This window comes from Halorubrum amylolyticum (genome assembly GCF_004114995.1).
Taxonomy (GTDB): domain Archaea; phylum Halobacteriota; class Halobacteria; order Halobacteriales; family Haloferacaceae; genus Halorubrum; species Halorubrum amylolyticum.
Map to the genome: position 1 here is coordinate 1 of NZ_SDJP01000047.1, position 15606 is coordinate 15606.

The following is a 15606-nucleotide window of genomic DNA, read 5'->3' on the forward strand; positions in this document are numbered from 1 at the left end:
TAAATATCCGCATTGCTGCTGAACGTGGTTTGTGTCGGCGTTGTCGGATTCACGCCCGTCGTAAACGACGGGATTCTCTCCTCGTAGAAAGATAGCACGCGACGAGGAGGGGTGAAGTGAGGCCGCGAGACCGGATCTAGTCGTCCGCGGTCGCGGGCGCGGGCTCGGTCGCGGGCGGCTCGGACAGCGGCTGCCAGTTCATGTCGCGCTCGTACTCGAACGCGCGGTGGTCCTGCGTCGGATCGACGACCGTCAGCGAGAGCCAGTCGTTGTCCAACAGGTTGGTGATCTCCTCGTGGTCGGCCAGCGCGTCGGTGACGCGCTCGACCGGCGCGTGGAGCACCGTCGAGAGGCGGAGCGGCTGGTGGTACGGGTCGTCGTCGGCAGCCATCAGCGACTGGAGGGGGAGCCCGGTCATCAGGTCGCCGCCGTTGCCTTGGTAGACGCCGACGTTGCCGACGGGGTTCTGCGTCACCTTCGACCCGCTCCCGTAGACCGCGTTGTCGACGGTCGAGAAGTAGTACTGGGCGTTGATCCACTGGGTGACGACCATCGGTCCCGCGAGGATCGCTTCGAGCGCCTCCCCGTCGGGGTCGGTCGACCAGTCGTACGAGTGGAGGAACGCCCGGCCGTCGAGGTCGAGGTCGCTCGTCAGCTCGCGGGGGCCGACGACGAAGCCGGCGTTGCCGGCCAGTCCCCACTCGGGACGCGTCTCGGCCCAGTCGGCGGCCCGGCGCTCGGCGTCGTCGACGCCCTCCGACGCGTCGCCGCCCATCGACTCGACGCGCTCGGCGGTCGCGTGCTCGCGGGCCGTGGCGAGGTCCGCGCGCAGCCGGTCGAGGTCGTCCGCGTGGCTCTCGGGCACGTCGCCGTACAGTTCGATCTCGTCGGTCGTCGTGTTGTGCTCGCCGGCGAGGAAGACCGTGTCCTCCGGCAGGTCGAAGCCGCGGTCGCGCAGCGCCGCCTTCACGTCGGGGTCGGCGCAGATCTCGGCCAGGACGCGGGCGTTCGGCCCGCCGGGGCTGCCGGCGCACGCGCCGCAGTCGAGGCTCGCGTCGAAGGGGTTGTTCGTCGTCTCGCTCGCGTGGCCGACGAAGGCGACGAGCCGACCGAACTCCGTCCAGCCCATCAGCTCGAAGGCGGTCGCGGCGTACTCGACCTGCTCCTCGTGGGTCAGGCCGACCGGAAGCCCGTCGGCGTGGGTGTGCTGGTGCTGGACGACCTGCTCGCAGAACTCGTGGTCCTCGGGCACCGCGTCGTCGGCGGTGTCCAAGAGGTCGCGGACGCGTCCGGGCACGAGCGTGCGCGCAGCGAGCGCCAGCCCGTAGCCGCTCCCGGCGTTCTCGACGAAGCCGAAGGCGCTGGCGGGGTTCGTCTTCAGCGCTTTGACGACCTCGCCCGCGACCTCGCGGACGCTCGACCACCGGTCGTGACGCTCTTGGGTGTCGCCGTCGGTCGGGACCTCGCTGACGCGGTGCTGCGCGTCGACGATGGGCGGACAGGCGTCCACGGCGACCTCCGCGTCGTACCCCCGATACTCCATCGGGACGCCGAAGAAGCCGGCGTAGCCGTGGGTGTCGTACTCGCCGGTTGCCTCGATGTGACGCCGGATCACCTCCGAGCGGGTGTCGATACAGAACACCAGCTGCGCGTCGGGACGCTCCGACCCCTCGCTCTCGGCGTGCTTCCGGCTCTCGGCGGCGACGCGCTCGACGACCGCGGACCGGTAGCTCGCCTCCCACGCGCTCAGGAACGCCTCGGCGATCTCGTCGGCCGGGTCGGAATCGGGAGTGTCGGGACCCGTGGACGGTTCGACGCCGACGCCGAACCCGTCGCGGAGCGCGAGCCGGACCGCGAGGTACTCCGCGAGCGTGATCGGGTGGGCCGACTGCCACGCCCCCTCGTCGTCCGCGCGCTGCTTGATGAGGCCGGTCCATCCCGGGAGCGCCGCCAGCTGCTCCTCGAAGACCGGCACCCACTGGCCCTCCGGGTACGGTTCCAAGACGGTCTCGATGGCCTCGATGGGGGTCTCGGGCAGCGACGCGACGACCCCGGAATCGGGTACCTCGGCGTCGTGCGGGGCCATCTCGCGGAAGGCGGCGTAGAACCCCTCGTCGCGGCTCGGCATCGACCACTTGGCGTGTCCCTCGTCGAGGAAGGCCGACAGCCACTTCGTCAGCACGCGGTCGACCCGCTCGGCGTCGGTGTCGGCCTCGTCGTCCGGCGTCTCCGACTCGCCGTCCGGGACCCCCGACCCGACGCTCGTGTCCACGCGTTCGAGCAGCGTCTCCGGGTCGGCCTCGTAGCCGCGGTCGGCGAGCTCCGCTTCGAGTGTCTCGCGATCGATCCGGCCGTCGTCGAGCGCCGCCCGGAACGTCTCGCGGCTCGGGTAGCCGCGGCCGTCCAGCAGGTCGGCCGCCTGCGTCACGGCCTCGCCGAACGGCACGTCTTCGAATCCCGAGAGGGGGTTGGCGGTCACGAACGAGTGGATCGGCCAGACCGAGCCGACCGTCGCCGCCGCCTCGTCGATACCGTCTTCGATGGTGGCGTCGGCGATACCGTCCCGGATGGTCGCGTCGTCGATGCCGTCTTCGATGGTGGATTGGGAGCTCATTGAGCGCCTCCGTTGTCATACTCTTGCGCGTCCGTCAGCACGGTGCTCGGCGACGGCTGGCCCGCGTTCAGGAGCGCGACGTAGAGCCGCCGGCTGCGCTCGTGGATGCCCGCCTCGATCGCGACGTACGCGGTGAGGAAGACGGCGGCCACGAGGACGTGGAGCGCGGTCAGCTCGGTCGGCGCCGTGACGACCGGCAGTCCGGTCAGGAGCGCCGAGACCCCCTCGTACACGAGCGCGTACACGGCGATGGCCGGCAGGAAGACCAGCGGGACCGCCCCGTAGCGGACCGTCGCCGGCAGCGACGCGTGCCGGACCGCGCCGCGCGCCGCGTGGAGGGTGGTGAACGTCACGAAGAGGACGAGCAGGAGGCCGCTGTCGACGCTCGTTCCCTTCCCCGTCAGCAGGACGAACACCGCGCCGCCCGCCAGTCCGGTCGCCAGCGTCGCGGCGAACTCGACGACGCCGGAACCGCCCGTCGAGCGGCCCGCCTTCTCTCCCGGGGTCGTCCGTTCGACCTCGCCGCCCGCACCGAGGAAGTGGTAGGCCTTGTAGAACCCGTGCAGGACGAGGTGGGTGATGGCGGCGCCGAAGAAGCCGAGCCCGGCCTGCATGATCATGAATCCCATCTGGCCCACCGTCGAGCAGCCGAGCTTGCTCTTCACGTCCGGGCGGACGGCCTTGAGGAGCTTCCCGAGCAGCGCGCTGGTCGCACCGACCGCGACGATCGCGAGCATGAGGGCGCCGTCGACGGTGACGACCGGCGCGAAGCGGAGCAGGAGGACGCCGCCCGCGTTGACGAACCCCGCGTGCATCAGCGCCGACGCCGGCGTGGGCGCGGTCATCGAGGAGAGCAGCCAGCCGTGGAACGGGACGAGCGCGGACTGGATCATCGCCGCGAGGACGAGCGCGACGGCGGCGACGAGCCAGACCGGACCGCCGAGCGCGTCGGCGCTCGCGGCGACCCCGGAGATCGTCGTCGCGCCGGTCGCCCGCCAGAGCGCCGCCAGCGCGACGCCGAGGAGCGCGCTACTGGCGAGGAAGTACCTGCGAGCGACCGTCGCGGCCGCCCGCGCCTGTTCCCAGCCGCTGACGACGCCGATCAGCTCCGCCATCACCAGCCCCATCGCCAGCCACAGGAGTCCGAACAGGGCGAGGTGGTCGGCCGCGACGAGCGTCATCACGATCGCCGCGAAGCCGAACACGGCGAGGAAGAACCTCGTCTCGTGGGCGCTCCCGGCCATGTAGCGCCGCGAGTAGCTGTGGACGATCCCGCCGAAGAAGGTGACCACGACCCACATCAGGGCGGTCAGCCCGTCGACGGCGAACACGCCGGGGATCTCCGGGGCGAAACCGAGTCGGACTCGGGCCGCGAGGACCGCCACGCTCGCGGCGAACAGAGACCACATGAGCCGCGTGAGTGCGACGGGCACGAGCGGCGAGTCCGCCGCCGTGTCCGGGAGCGCTCCGACCGTCGATTTCGAGGTGCGTCCTGCCATCGTTCAATCCATCCGACCGCTCTCGGCGACCGACGCGAGTCGGTAGACCGATACCGGTCGTCTCTACACCCATCAAAGAACAGATTGCCTATTAAATCTACTTGTGTTCACAAATCGTTCGTTAAAGTGTCGTTAAAGAACATTATAATTATCTGGCGTCGCAGCGTTTGACAGCTCCGAAACCCGGATCGTCCCGCGCGCAACTCCGGTCGACGTCGAGCGAGCCTCGTCTACGAGTCGATCTCGGCGTCGAACTCGCCGAAGGGCGTCGTCTCGTGGCTCCGGACGAGGACCTCGTCGGCGACGGTGAGCCCCATGTCGAGGAGCTCCTGTGCGACGGGCGTGATGTCGTCGTCCGACTCGCCGACCGCCGTCACGAGGAGGTTCTGTTCGCCGGTGACCAGCTCTTGGACAGAGATGACGCCGTCGATCGCCAGAATCTCGGGGAGCATCTCGCCGCGTTCGGGTATCGAGGCGGTGCAGTAGAGCAGCATCCGGAGCGGATACCCCGACTTCTGGTAATCCACCTCGGCGCTGTACCCCTTGACGATCCCGTCGGACTCGAGGCGCTGGATGCGCTTGCGGACGGTGCTGTCCGACGTGCCGGTTCGCTCGGCGATGTCCCCGGACGAGGTGTTTCGAGCGTCCTCCTGTAACGCGTACAGGATCGCCCTGTCGACGTCGTCGATCGCTTCGTCGGCCATACCGGAGGCTCCGTGGCATAGCCACTTTATCCTTGTATATCGGTTGTACCGCCTGAAAACGCCGGCCGGACGGCACCGCTTCTCGGGAGTCGGCGGCGAGGTGGTCGAAAGCTCGTCGGGATCTACGCGGCGTCGAGGGCGGTCTCACCGTCCCCCTCGACGACGACCACGGGGACCTCGGCGTCGTCGACCACGGTGTCGGTCGTGGAGCCGAACACGAAGCGCCCGACGGTCCCGGTCGTGGGAGCGCCGATGACCACGAGGTCGTAGTACGGAGACTGCTCGACGATCGCGCCCGCGGCCGACCGGTCCTCGACGAGCCAGCGGTCGACCCGGTCGAACACCCCGAGGCGGTCGCGGGCGGCGTCGAGGAGGCGCTCGCCGGTCGCGGCGTACTCGTCGCGGTCGCCGGCCCCGGGCTGGGTGTCGCCCTCGTCCCCGGCGTCGCTCCCGTCCGCCCCCGTCGAATCGTCGGCGAGCGCGGCGTCCGAGGGGACGACGTGGAACAGTTCGAGCCACGCGTCGGCCGCGTCCGCGATCTCCCGCGCCACGTCGACGGTCGCTCCCGAATGCGGCCCCGGTCCGACGGCGACGAGGATCGAGGAGACGCGGTCGGGGCGCGCCGCGCGGTCGGCCCCTTCGAGCGTCGCGTCGGCCGCGGTCGACGTCGTCGCGGTCGCCTCCGCCACCGCCGACTCGACGATCGGATCGCCGACCCCGGCGTCGCTCCCCGCGGTCTCGGCGTCCATATCTCCCGAACCCGGCTCTTCGTCGATCCCCGGGTCAGTCGCTCCGCCGCCCCCGCCCCAGTCGTCGGCGTCGCTCCCGTTCATACCGGTACCGTCAGACGTGCGTCTGATAAATCCCGTTGGTCGCGAACCCGACGTGTCAGTCGCGGAAGAACTCCTCGCGCTCGAACGGCTCGTCTTCGCCCTCGACGGCGATCACGTCCAACGCGGTGACCTCGGCGCCGACGCCGAGCAGACCGGCGAGGCTCGGCTCCGTCCGGCCCTCGTCGCCGGAGATCAGCTCCTTGATGTAGAGCCCGCCGGCGCCGCGGATCTCGACGGTCGCGTGGCGGGGGTCGTCGAGCTCGGCGGTCGCCTCGTACACGTCGCGCTCGCGCGTGAGGCTCGCGCGCCGGTGGTCCACCCGGTTCGGGGTGTACTGCTCGACGGTCGTCCCCTCCAGCTCCTCGACCGCGTCCGCGAGCGCGTCGGCGTCCACGTCGGCGTCGAAGGTCACCTCGGCGCGGTAGCGCTTGGCGGCGTCGTGTTCCTTCACGCGCTCGACCATGTCGTAGGTCGCGAGCCGGAGTCCCTTGACCTCCACGGCGCCGTCGGCGAAGGCGTTGATGTCGGCCTGCAGGCGGTCGGTGTCGACCCGGCGGCGACGCGGCTCCTCGACCTCGACCACGAACGGGCGCCCGGTGCCGAGCATGAGCGCGTCCACGTCCTCGCGGCCCGCGCCGTGGAACGTCGCCTCCGTGCCGTCCATCACGTCCTCGACGATCGGCGCCGTGTACTCCTCGACGCTGTCGTCGTAGAGGTAGCCGGAGCCGCCGCAGTGGTCGCAGGGGTCGGCGCCCTGTCGCCCCGAGCCCTTGCACTCCCGGCAGGGCCACTCGGTCTGGGGGATGTCCCGCTCCAGCTTCTGGTACCGACCGTACACGAACGTGGAGTTCACCTTCGCGTCGATCTCGTCTTCGGCAAGATCGATCGTGAACTGCACGTCCGGGCGGTCGAATGAGACCTCCGTCCCCGTGAGCCGGCCGAACCGCTTGCCGACCTCGCGGTTGAACTCCGACTTGAACGGCTCGCCCGCGTCGTCGTCGAGCCCGGCCTCGTCGCGGAGCAGCGCCTCGTTCTCCTCGATCAGCGGCGGGGGGCGGGTGCCGACGTTGTAGGTGGCGAACTCGACGCCCTCGACCGCCTCGGCGGCGCGCTCGGCCCATTCGTCGAACTCGGTACAGCGCCCCTCACAGACCCAGCAGTCCGCGGTGTCGACCGGCTCGTGGTCCTCGTCGTCGCGCAGCGCGAGGGACGTGCGCAGCGCCGACCCCCGCTCGGCGTTCGACAGCCCGAAGCTCCGGTCGGCGACGAGGCGGCCGAGACACGCGTCGCACACCGGCCCCGTCCCGGTCGCCCGCGCCGCGACCTCGAGTACGTCCATACGCCCTCCAGCGTCCCCCGTGGTAACTGTCTTACTACATCGCGGGGCGCGCGGTGCCGGCGATGCCGGCGGTGTCCGCGGGGGCCGCCTCCCGGCTCCCTCCCGGCCGACTTAAGACGGTCCGCGTCGTTTCGCCGGGCGTGAACGAGTCGGCCTCGCGCGAGGAGAGACTGGAGCTCGGCGTCGAGCTGCTGGCCCACCTCGAACACGAGGAGCTGGCGCTGCCGGACGCGATCGACCGGATCGAGACGGTGACGACGAGCCCCTCGCTCACCCGCGAGATCCTCGACGCCGCCGAGAAGCGCGGCGTCGTCGAGCGCGAGAACGCCCGCCTCCGGGTCCGGCGCGGCGGGACCTACGTGAACTACGAGAGTCAGGTGACCCAGCGCGAGGGCGAGTTCGAGTGCCGCCGTTGCGGCACGGCGATCACGACCGGCCACTTCGTGCAGCTCGACGCCGGCGAGCTCGGTCCCTTCGGCTCCTCGTGCGTCCGGCGGGTCACCGGCCGCGAGGGCGGCGCCGGCGACGCGCCGTGAGCGCCGCGCCTCCAGTCAGGTGTAGACGGCGACGATAACGGCCGCGAACAGCAGCTCCCCGCCGACCAGCAGCGCGGCAAACAGCCAGTAGCGGTACGTCCAGACCCACTCCCGCAACCGCGCCCACGCCGATCGCGGTCGAGACTCCTCGCCGCGGGCGCCCCCGTCACTCGTCTCACAGGCGTCGTCGGGGAGCGACGACCGGTCGAGCCGCCACCCCTCGTCGGGGTCGTACGTCGCCGGCAGGCAGGCGCCGACGAGTCCGTCGACGTCGAGCGGCGAGACCCCGGCGGCCTCAAGGAGCGCGAGAAACGCCTCCGACTCCGCCAACGAGCCGTTCTGCGGCGCGCGGAACCGCTCGGCGTGAGTCGCGTCGCCGTGCGGCGTCCGGAGCTCCACGACGACCTCCTCGCCCGCCGATCGCACTCCGATCACGATCAACTCGCGCTCCGCGTCGTTGAGGTACGCCTCCCGGAGGCGCCGCTGCACCTCGTCGTCGACTTCGGTGTCGCCGTCAACCGACGCTTCGACGGTGTCGCCGTCAGCCGACGCTTCGACCGCGTCATGCTCGTCGTCGACGGTCATCGGCCCGGGACCAGCCGACGGCTCCGTTTCTCGGCCGCCGCTAGCGGATCGGTCGGGCATCCGACCGGTTCTTGGCGGCGAGGTACAGTGACGCGCTCCCACGAGTACATTCGTGGGCTTTCCACTCGGTGTTGGCCGAGCGGGTCAATCCTGACGGTCGGGAATCTAAGCTGCGCGACCGACGGCGCTGGCTCCGCCACGAAGCCGGTACTCGTACCCCGTGGACGGCTTCGAGGTATCTTCTTTTGTGTCGGTCGGCGTGGTCGGCTCACCTGTTTGGTTTCGGCTCTCGCCGCGGCAAACACCGAGTCAACTGCCGGTTTTCCACGCACAAAAATCGGTCCCGTCGGTTACTTAATCAAGCTTACGGCGCGTGTCCCCGGATTTAACGGGGGTTTTGCGCCCGTACCTCGTATAGCGCGCTGTCGGAACGCGTGTCAACTACCCCATCCTACATGCCTTTGGCGCTTTGAGGGTGTCGCCAGAACTCTCCGAGTTCTGGCTGCTAACCAGAAGTCACAGACTTCTGGTGATGGGGCTTGTCCGTGAGTTCGGCCTCGAACCCGTCTGGGTGGGCGATAAAACCCGACGCAGAGCAGACACGGACCGGGTTCACCGTCGGTCTCAACTCGCGCAGTTAGGCGGGGTCCTGCTTCGTCACTTCGACCTCGACGCCGTCGGGGTCGACGCCGATTCTGGCGAACTGGGTCCGGACGTGCTCTTTCGCCGCGGTCAGCGCCTGCTCGCGGGTGTCGAACCCGCGGGGCATCGGCTCCTCGAAGGCGACCCGGATCTCCTCGCCGTCGACGCGCAGGGCCGACCCGCCGCTCTCGACCTCGTAGAAGGAGTCGCACACCCAGACGTACGGGGCGTCCTCGTCGGGCGCGCCCTTGTAGGCGGGCGGCTCCTCACCGCGCTCGAACACCGTCCCGGTGAGCTCCGTCCCGCCGCCGCTGCCGCGAACGAGTATCATGTCACCGCTACGGTCCGGAGACCCAAAAGGGGCCTGCGAGCACGGTCCCGAACCGGACGGCGAGGGGGAAACGCTTTCGGCGTGGGAGGCGGTGGGTCCGCCATGACGCTGGAGGACTTCACCGAGTTCGGCGACGACGAGGGCGACGGCGGCGGAGACGCAGACGCCGCCGACCCCGCAACCGTCGAATCCGGTGACACCGGGGGTGGTGACGCCGAACGCGGTGGTGCCGACACGACCGATGGCGGCAGCGCAGCCGACGGCGGCGGCGAGACCGCCCCCGACGACGAGTTCGCCGCGTACGACGTGGAGCCGACCGGCGAGGACGTCGGGCTCGGCGTCGTCTCCGTCTCACAGGGGCTCCGCGTGGCCGAGGAGGCCGAAGAGACGACGCTGAAGGCGTTCGTCACGACGGGGAACCGCGAGGCGGTCCGGCTCGGGAAATACCTCCTCGTCCCGTACCCGGACGGCGAGCGGCTGTTCTGCCGGATCACCGGGCTGGAGTACGCACAGGAGTTCCGGTCGGACGACGCCACCGAGATCCACGCCCGCCGGCAGATGCGCCGCGACGACTTCGCCGAGCGCGACTACAAGTTCATGGCCGAGTTGGAGCCGATGTCGGTCGTGTACGGGTCCGGCGACGACATGAAGCGGCGGATGACCGACCGGGTGCCGAAGCCGGGTGCGATCGTCGAGGAGGCCTCCGACGACGCCGAGATCAAGACCGGGCTGAAGATCCCCGAGGACGGCGTCTTCCTCGGCCACCTCTCCGTCGGCGGCGAGAAGGTCCGGACGGCGGCGGAGCCGCCCACCGTCGACTACCGCGTGAAGGACGACTACGCCGACGGCGACCCCCTCGCGTTCCGGCACACGCTCGTCGCCGGCGGGACCGGGTCCGGGAAGACCCACGCCTCGAAGAACGTCCTCCGGCAGTACCTCGACGCGGACCGCACCTACCCGACCGGCGACGGCCGGGAGTCGCGGATGGCGGTCGTCCAGTTCGACCCGCAAGACGAGTACGCGCAGATGCACGACGACAACCCCGACCTCGACGCCGACTTCGCGCGACGGCTGGACCGCGAGGGGATCGCGCACGGCGGCCACGACGACACTGTCGCCCTCGTGCCGCGGGTCGCGAACGCGACGTATCCGGGCGAGGGGCACCGCGCCGAGCGCGTGGAGTTCACGATTCCCTTCTCGCTGGCGCGGGACATGCCGTGGCTCGTCGCTGGCTCCGGGCTCAACGAGAACCAGTACCCCGCTCTCCGGGACCTGATCGACCGATTCTTCCGCGACTACGGGGACTCGGGCACGTACAGCCAGTTCCTCTCGTACCTCGACGACCCGGCGCTGAAAGAGGAGCTCCACGAGAGCGGCCGAATCCACGAGAAGACCTTCGAGGCAGTGATGCGGCGTGTGCGCGCCGTTCCCGGCGGCGTCTTCGATCAGGACGCGAAGCCGATCACGGAGCTGGACCACACCCTCGTTCGGCCGGGCGGGCTCTCCGTGGTGCCGACGTATCACCTGCCGACCTCCCGGCAGAAGGAGATCGTCGTGCTCGCGGTCGCGGGGCTGCTCGTCGACGACAAGCTCTCGAACGACCCCGACAGCGACCGGATCGAGGAGACGCCCCTCCTCATCGGCATGGACGAGGCGCACAACTTCCTCGCGGACGCCGACACCGTGCAGGCTCGGAAGGTCGTCCAGAAGTTCACGGAGGCGGCCAAGCAGGGCCGCAAGGAGCGGCTCGGGCTCTTCCTGATCACGCAGGACCCGCAGGACGTGGCCGAGTCGGTGTTCAAACAGATCAACACCAAGATCGTCTTGAACCTCGGCGACGAGGACGCGATCTCCAGCGTCAACATCCCCGCCAACCTCGCCGGCAAGGTCCCCTACATGGAGAAGGGACAGATGGTCGTCTACTCGCCGGACAACTCCGAACCCGTCGAGCTGATCGGGCTCTCGGAGTGCGTTACGCGGCACGACTGACCGGGCCGCAGCCGCGGCGGTCCGCGGCGGTCCGCGGCGGTCCGCAGCGGTCCGCGGCGGTCCGCGGCGGAGCGAGCCGCACGGACCGGATTGCCGTCGCGTCGGAGCCGCCGCCGCCCTTTTTACGCCGAGCGCGAGAAGCGCGCACATGGGCAAACGCATCCTCGTCGCGACCGACGGATCGACGGAGGCGACCGAGGCGCTCCGGTTCGCGGCGTCCGAGTGGCCCGACGCCGAGCTGACGGCGCTGCACGTGATCAACCCCGCCGACTCGGCGACGGGCGCGGAAGGCGGCTTCCCGGGCGCCGCCGACCAGTGGTACGACAGCGCCAAGCAGCGCGGCGACCGGGTCCTGACCGAGGCGACCGCGGCGGTCGACCGCGAGGTCGAGACGCGACTAGAGGTCGGGCGACCGACGGGGACGATCCTCGCCGTGGCGGGCGGCGAGAAGCCGGTCGGCGAAGCGGACGCCGCCGGCGAGCCGTTCGACCACGTCGTGTTGGCGAGTCAGGGCCGGACCGGGCTCTCCCGGGTCCTGCTCGGGAGCGTCGCCGAGGGCGTGGTGCGCCGCGCCGAGGTCCCCGTCACCGTCGTTCGGTGAGGGCGAAGCCGGCGGAATCGGTGACGCGGGCGTCGGTCACCCTTCCGCGCGCTCCGCCTCGACCACCTCGCCGACGACGGTCCACCCCTCCTCGTCGGGGCCGGACCGCCCGAGCAGCACGGACTCGTGGTCCTCGGAGGTGATCAGCCGGAACTCGGCGTCGCCGTCCGCGTCGGTGCGGACGCCCTCGCCGCGGAATTCCTGCTGGAAGAATTCGGTCGAGGAGAACTCGAAGACCCCCGTTTCGCCGTCGTCGAGGGTGAGTCGGACGGGTCGCGGTTGGACGTTGTGGATGCGCTTGGCGACGGGATGGAGATCGGGCATGGTCGCGACTCGGCGCGTTCGGGTAAAAAGGCGGTGGGGCGGACGGTGGGAGGGTCACAGAACCGCACCGCTACGCGACGCGCTCGCGAGACGAGAAAACGACGCCGAAAAAAATCGCGGCGGAGTTGCCGCGGAGTCGCGGCGGGGCCGCGTCGGAACGCGTCGTTACGCTTCGAGAGCGTCGTCGTAGTCGCCGGCGTCGACGCGGTCGTCGAACGTCCGGGCGTCCTCGTCCTCGATGGTGACGCCGAGGGAGGCGCAGGTGCCGCCGACCTCCTTGGCGGCGTTTTTCACGTCGTACGAGAGCAGGTCGGTCGACTTCTGCTCGGCGACCTTCTTCACCTGTTCGATCGACATGTCCGCGACGAAGTCCTTCTGGGGCTCGCCGGAGCCGGTCTCGAAGCCGGCCTCGTCTTTGATCAGTTCGGCCGTCGGCGGGACGCCGACCTCGATCGTGAAGGAGCCGTCGTCGTCGTACTCGATGGTGACGGGTACCTCCATGCCGTCGAACGCGGCGGTCTCCTCGTTGATCTGCGACACGACGTCCTGAACGTCCACCGGCGTCGGTCCGAGCTCGGGACCGAGCGGCGGACCGGGGTTGGCCTGCCCGCCGGGGACGAGCGCTTCGATAGTTCCAGCCATATCCGTACGAACCCGATGGCGACTTTTAACGGTTGTTCTTTCGGGCAGCGGGAGCCAGCGCTTCGCACACTTCCGATATCGGCCTCGGGGCGGCTGTTACTCCGTGAGGCGGAACAGTTCGGAGATGACGATCGCTTATAAGCGCTCCTGAGTGGTGAACATCTCCAAAGCCCCAGCCGCTCGGCCATACGTGATCGATGACTCCGCAGCGAACACCGCCAAAGCCCCACCCCGCAGCACTGCGACCGCAGCCTCACACCTCCCCAGCCTCGGCGGACGGACCGGCGCGGCTCCGCCCGCGCCGGCCCGCCGTCTCCCTCGCGGGCTCCTCGCGCCCGGTGGGCGCTCGGAGGCACGCCAACGGCTACTCCCGTGTTACGACTCCGCGGGAGCCGACCCGTCGCCCGGCCCCGCCTCGCCCGCGGTGCGCCCGGGGAGGAACGTCCCGGTCTCGCGGCGGACACCGAGGAGTAGCGCGGCGCCCGCGGCGAGCGGGAGAATCGCACAGGCGGCGTAGATGGGCGCGAAGCCGACCGCCTCGATCAGCGGCAGCGACACCATCGGGCCGAGGCCGCCGCCCACGTCGCCGAGAACGTTGTTCGTCCCCGACGCGCGCCCCATCCGCTCGTCGGGGGTCAGGTCCGCGAGCAGGGCCATCATCGGGCCGCTCGTCCCGCCCTGTCCGGCGCCGATGAAGACGCAGGCGAGCCCGAGCGAGACCACCGATCCGGCCCGGGCGAGCAGCAGGAACCCGACGAACGAGACCACGAGGAACGTCAGCAGTATCGGCGTCCGGGAGTCGCGGGTGTCCGAGATCCGCCCGCCGACGAACATGAAGAGCGCGGCGGAGAGGACCGTGCCGGCCATGAACAGCCCGGAGGTCCCCTGCGGGGCGAGGCCGAACAGCGAGATGTCGTTCTCGCCGAGGAACAACACGAGCGTGGAGAACAGCGCGCCGATGTACGCGAACATCAGCCCGAAGTTGACCAGCCCGACCGTCAGCGCCGGCACGGCGGTGTCGACGTCCCACGGCCTGATCGAGTCCCCCGACCGGTCGCCCGTGACGTGGGTCTCCGGGACGTAGCGGTAAGCGACGACGCTGGCGGTCAGCGCGAACGCGGCGGCGACGACGAAGGCGGCGACGTTGCCCGCGACCGCGGAGACGACGCCGCCGAGCACGAGCCCGGCCGGGAACCCCATCGTGATCCCGCCGCGGACGACGCCCATGTTCGTCCCCCGCGAGCCGCTGTTGGAGAGGTCGGCGGCGATGGTGTAGGCGGTCGCGAACACCGCGGCGGAGCCGAACCCCCAGAGGACCCGCGCGATCAGGAACCACGTCTCGGGCGCGACGACGGCCGCGATGGCGGCGAACCACCCCTCCGCTCCGAGGGTCACCGGACCGGCCGCGATCGCCGGCAGCGACGCCGCGAGGGGGCGGAGCGACTCGGCGGCCGGCATCGCGAGCGCGACGACGTAGCCGAGGGTGGCAACCCCCTCGACGAACAGCCCGATCACGAACGGTTTTCGGGTCCCGTACCGGTCGACGAGGGCACCGGCGGGCGCGTTCGCGACGAGCCGCACCCACCGGTTCGCGGAGAGGATCACGCCGACCGTGAACGCCGAGATGCCGAGGACCGCGCCGAGGTTCGGCAGGATGGGAAAGACGACCCCCCCGCCGAAGCCGACGAAGAAGGTGCTGGCGATCACCGCGAGTAGCACGGTCGGCGGCCGGTCGATCCCGAGCGGTCCCACCGCAGTCACCCCGTCTCGTCGCGGCGGCGTCGCCGTCGGCACCGGTCGACGACGGTCGACGCCGTTCCGCCCCGATCCGCGGTCATTCGGTCCCGTCCTCGTCGATCGGCGTCATCGCCGCGATCCCCGCTTCGAGCGACGGCAGCTCGACGCCGTCGGCGAGCAGCGGCTCGACGATCCGCCGGAGGGTCGCCTCCGCGACCGCCCGCGTGTACGCCGGTTCGGGGCGGTCGGCGGCGTCGAGGACCCCGACCGTGTCGACGGCCGCGTCGCGACCGGACTCGCCCGCGTCGGAGCCGCCCGCGTCGGAACCGTCCGCGTCGGAGCCGCTCGCGTCGGAACCATCCGGGTCGGCGTCGTTCGCGCCCCGACTCATCGTGATCTGCCGGGTCCGCGCGCCGTCGAGGGTCGCGACCAGCAGCGCCGCCGTCTCCTCGACGTCGACGTCGCGGAAGACGCCCTCCTCGATCCCCGATTCGAGGATGTCGACGACGGTGCCGCGGAGCAGCCGGTCGCTCCGGGTGAGCTGTTCGCGGATCGGCTCGTTGAACGGCCCCTGGGTGCGGAGTTCGAGGAGCGCGATGTGGAAGGCCTCGCGGTCGACCGCCTCGGGGTCGAAGACGAACCACCCGATAAAGCCCGCGAGCCGCTCCGCGGGCGGGTCGCTCGCGTGGGCCGCGATCCGCTCCTCCGAGTCGCTGATGACGTGGTCCAGAAAGGCCACGAGCAGGTCCTCCTTCGTGTCGTAGTGGTAGTGGAGCAGCGACTTGCTCTTCGAACACTCGTCGGCGATGTCCCGCATCGTCACGTCGGCGTAGCCGTGGGCGCGGAGCGCGCGATAGACCCCGTCCATGATCTCGTCGGCCGCGCTCGGCGGATCGCTCATTGACTGACCGGTCAGTCAGCGATCGGTAAATCCCTATCGGTCGGGGAACGATCGACAGTAACAGCGCGTTGGCGGCCGCTCAGAGGATGAAACAGTCGAAAAGCCGACACCCCCATAAACGTCGTCGCCGAGTTACGGAAAATTCGAGGCGAAAGCCTCGCCCTTCAGGGCTGTCTCTTACCCATAACTCACTATCAGAGCGTAAATTCAATGTGGAGAGGTGAGAGAAGAATTAATTGGTCAGATCTCCGTCAATATCTACCCAAGATCAGAGAGATCTCGACGAAGCCGCTTGAGGAATTCGAGAGAAGTGGTGATTCCCATGGGTT

The 15606-nt window shown here is 70.0% G+C and carries 14 protein-coding genes; 3 read left to right on the forward strand and 11 right to left on the reverse strand.

Features of this window, described 5'->3' with window-relative positions; genetic code table 11:
• Positions 1-136: 136 nt before the first annotated feature.
• From ESO89_RS17425 to ESO89_RS17445, 5 genes are all read right to left on the reverse strand, one after another.
• Positions 137-2614, reverse strand: coding sequence for a DUF2309 domain-containing protein (locus ESO89_RS17425; protein ID WP_128906689.1), 2478 nt, complete (start codon positions 2612-2614; stop codon positions 137-139).
• A complete protein-coding gene (locus ESO89_RS17430) occupies positions 2611-4113 on the reverse strand; it encodes a proton-conducting transporter transmembrane domain-containing protein (RefSeq protein WP_128906690.1) in 1503 nt (500 codons plus the stop codon). Before ESO89_RS17430 ends, ESO89_RS17425 begins: the two co-directional genes overlap by 4 nt.
• A 230-nt stretch (positions 4114-4343) precedes the next feature.
• Positions 4344-4817, reverse strand: a complete 474-nt coding sequence (locus ESO89_RS17435) for an Lrp/AsnC family transcriptional regulator (RefSeq protein ID WP_128906691.1) — start codon at positions 4815-4817, stop codon at positions 4344-4346.
• Between the two features lie 122 nt (positions 4818-4939).
• Complete coding sequence (locus tag ESO89_RS17440; protein WP_128906692.1) at positions 4940-5650, reverse strand: universal stress protein; 711 nt, start codon at positions 5648-5650, stop codon at positions 4940-4942.
• A gap of 55 nt (positions 5651-5705) precedes the next feature.
• Positions 5706-6989 carry a tRNA pseudouridine(54/55) synthase Pus10 gene (locus ESO89_RS17445; RefSeq protein WP_128906693.1) on the reverse strand — a complete coding sequence of 428 codons (1284 nt, stop codon included), beginning with the start codon at positions 6987-6989 and terminating at the stop codon, positions 5706-5708.
• Positions 6990-7129: 140 nt separating this feature from the next.
• Here ESO89_RS17445 and ESO89_RS17450 point away from each other — a divergent pair, with 140 nt between their 5' ends.
• Positions 7130-7525: a DUF5830 family protein gene (locus ESO89_RS17450; RefSeq protein WP_128906694.1), complete on the forward strand. Its 396-nt coding sequence runs from the start codon at positions 7130-7132 to the stop codon at positions 7523-7525.
• A gap of 15 nt (positions 7526-7540) precedes the next feature.
• On the opposite strand, the gene ESO89_RS17455 is transcribed toward ESO89_RS17450, so the two are convergent.
• Both ESO89_RS17455 and ESO89_RS17460 read right to left on the reverse strand, forming a co-directional pair.
• Positions 7541-8170: a hypothetical protein gene (locus ESO89_RS17455; protein ID WP_128906695.1), complete on the reverse strand. Its 630-nt coding sequence runs from the start codon at positions 8168-8170 to the stop codon at positions 7541-7543.
• A 577-nt stretch (positions 8171-8747) separates the two neighbouring features.
• On the reverse strand, positions 8748-9083 hold the full coding sequence (locus ESO89_RS17460) for a DUF7113 family protein (RefSeq protein WP_128906696.1): 336 nt from the start codon (positions 9081-9083) through the stop codon (positions 8748-8750).
• Positions 9084-9185: 102 nt separating this feature from the next.
• Between ESO89_RS17460 and ESO89_RS17465 the strand changes: the two genes are divergently transcribed.
• Entirely contained in the window at positions 9186-11072 is a 1887-nt protein-coding gene (locus ESO89_RS17465; RefSeq protein ID WP_128906697.1) for an ATP-binding protein, read from the forward strand.
• A gap of 148 nt (positions 11073-11220) precedes the next feature.
• A complete protein-coding gene (locus ESO89_RS17470) occupies positions 11221-11673 on the forward strand; it encodes a universal stress protein (RefSeq protein WP_128906698.1) in 453 nt (150 codons plus the stop codon).
• A 36-nt stretch (positions 11674-11709) separates the two neighbouring features.
• On the opposite strand, the gene ESO89_RS17475 is transcribed toward ESO89_RS17470, so the two are convergent.
• From ESO89_RS17475 to ESO89_RS17490, 4 genes are all read right to left on the reverse strand, one after another.
• Positions 11710-11997, reverse strand: a complete 288-nt coding sequence (locus tag ESO89_RS17475) for a transcriptional regulator (protein ID WP_128906699.1) — start codon at positions 11995-11997, stop codon at positions 11710-11712.
• A gap of 165 nt (positions 11998-12162) precedes the next feature.
• Positions 12163-12639, reverse strand: a complete 477-nt coding sequence (locus ESO89_RS17480) for a 50S ribosomal protein L11 (protein WP_128906700.1) — start codon at positions 12637-12639, stop codon at positions 12163-12165.
• Between the two features lie 375 nt (positions 12640-13014).
• Positions 13015-14391 (reverse strand): MFS transporter, encoded by a 1377-nt coding sequence (locus tag ESO89_RS17485; RefSeq protein ID WP_206731793.1) that lies wholly within the window; start codon positions 14389-14391, stop codon positions 13015-13017.
• A gap of 82 nt (positions 14392-14473) precedes the next feature.
• A complete protein-coding gene (locus ESO89_RS17490) occupies positions 14474-15277 on the reverse strand; it encodes a TetR/AcrR family transcriptional regulator (RefSeq protein ID WP_128906701.1) in 804 nt (267 codons plus the stop codon).
• Positions 15278-15606 lie beyond the last annotated feature (329 nt).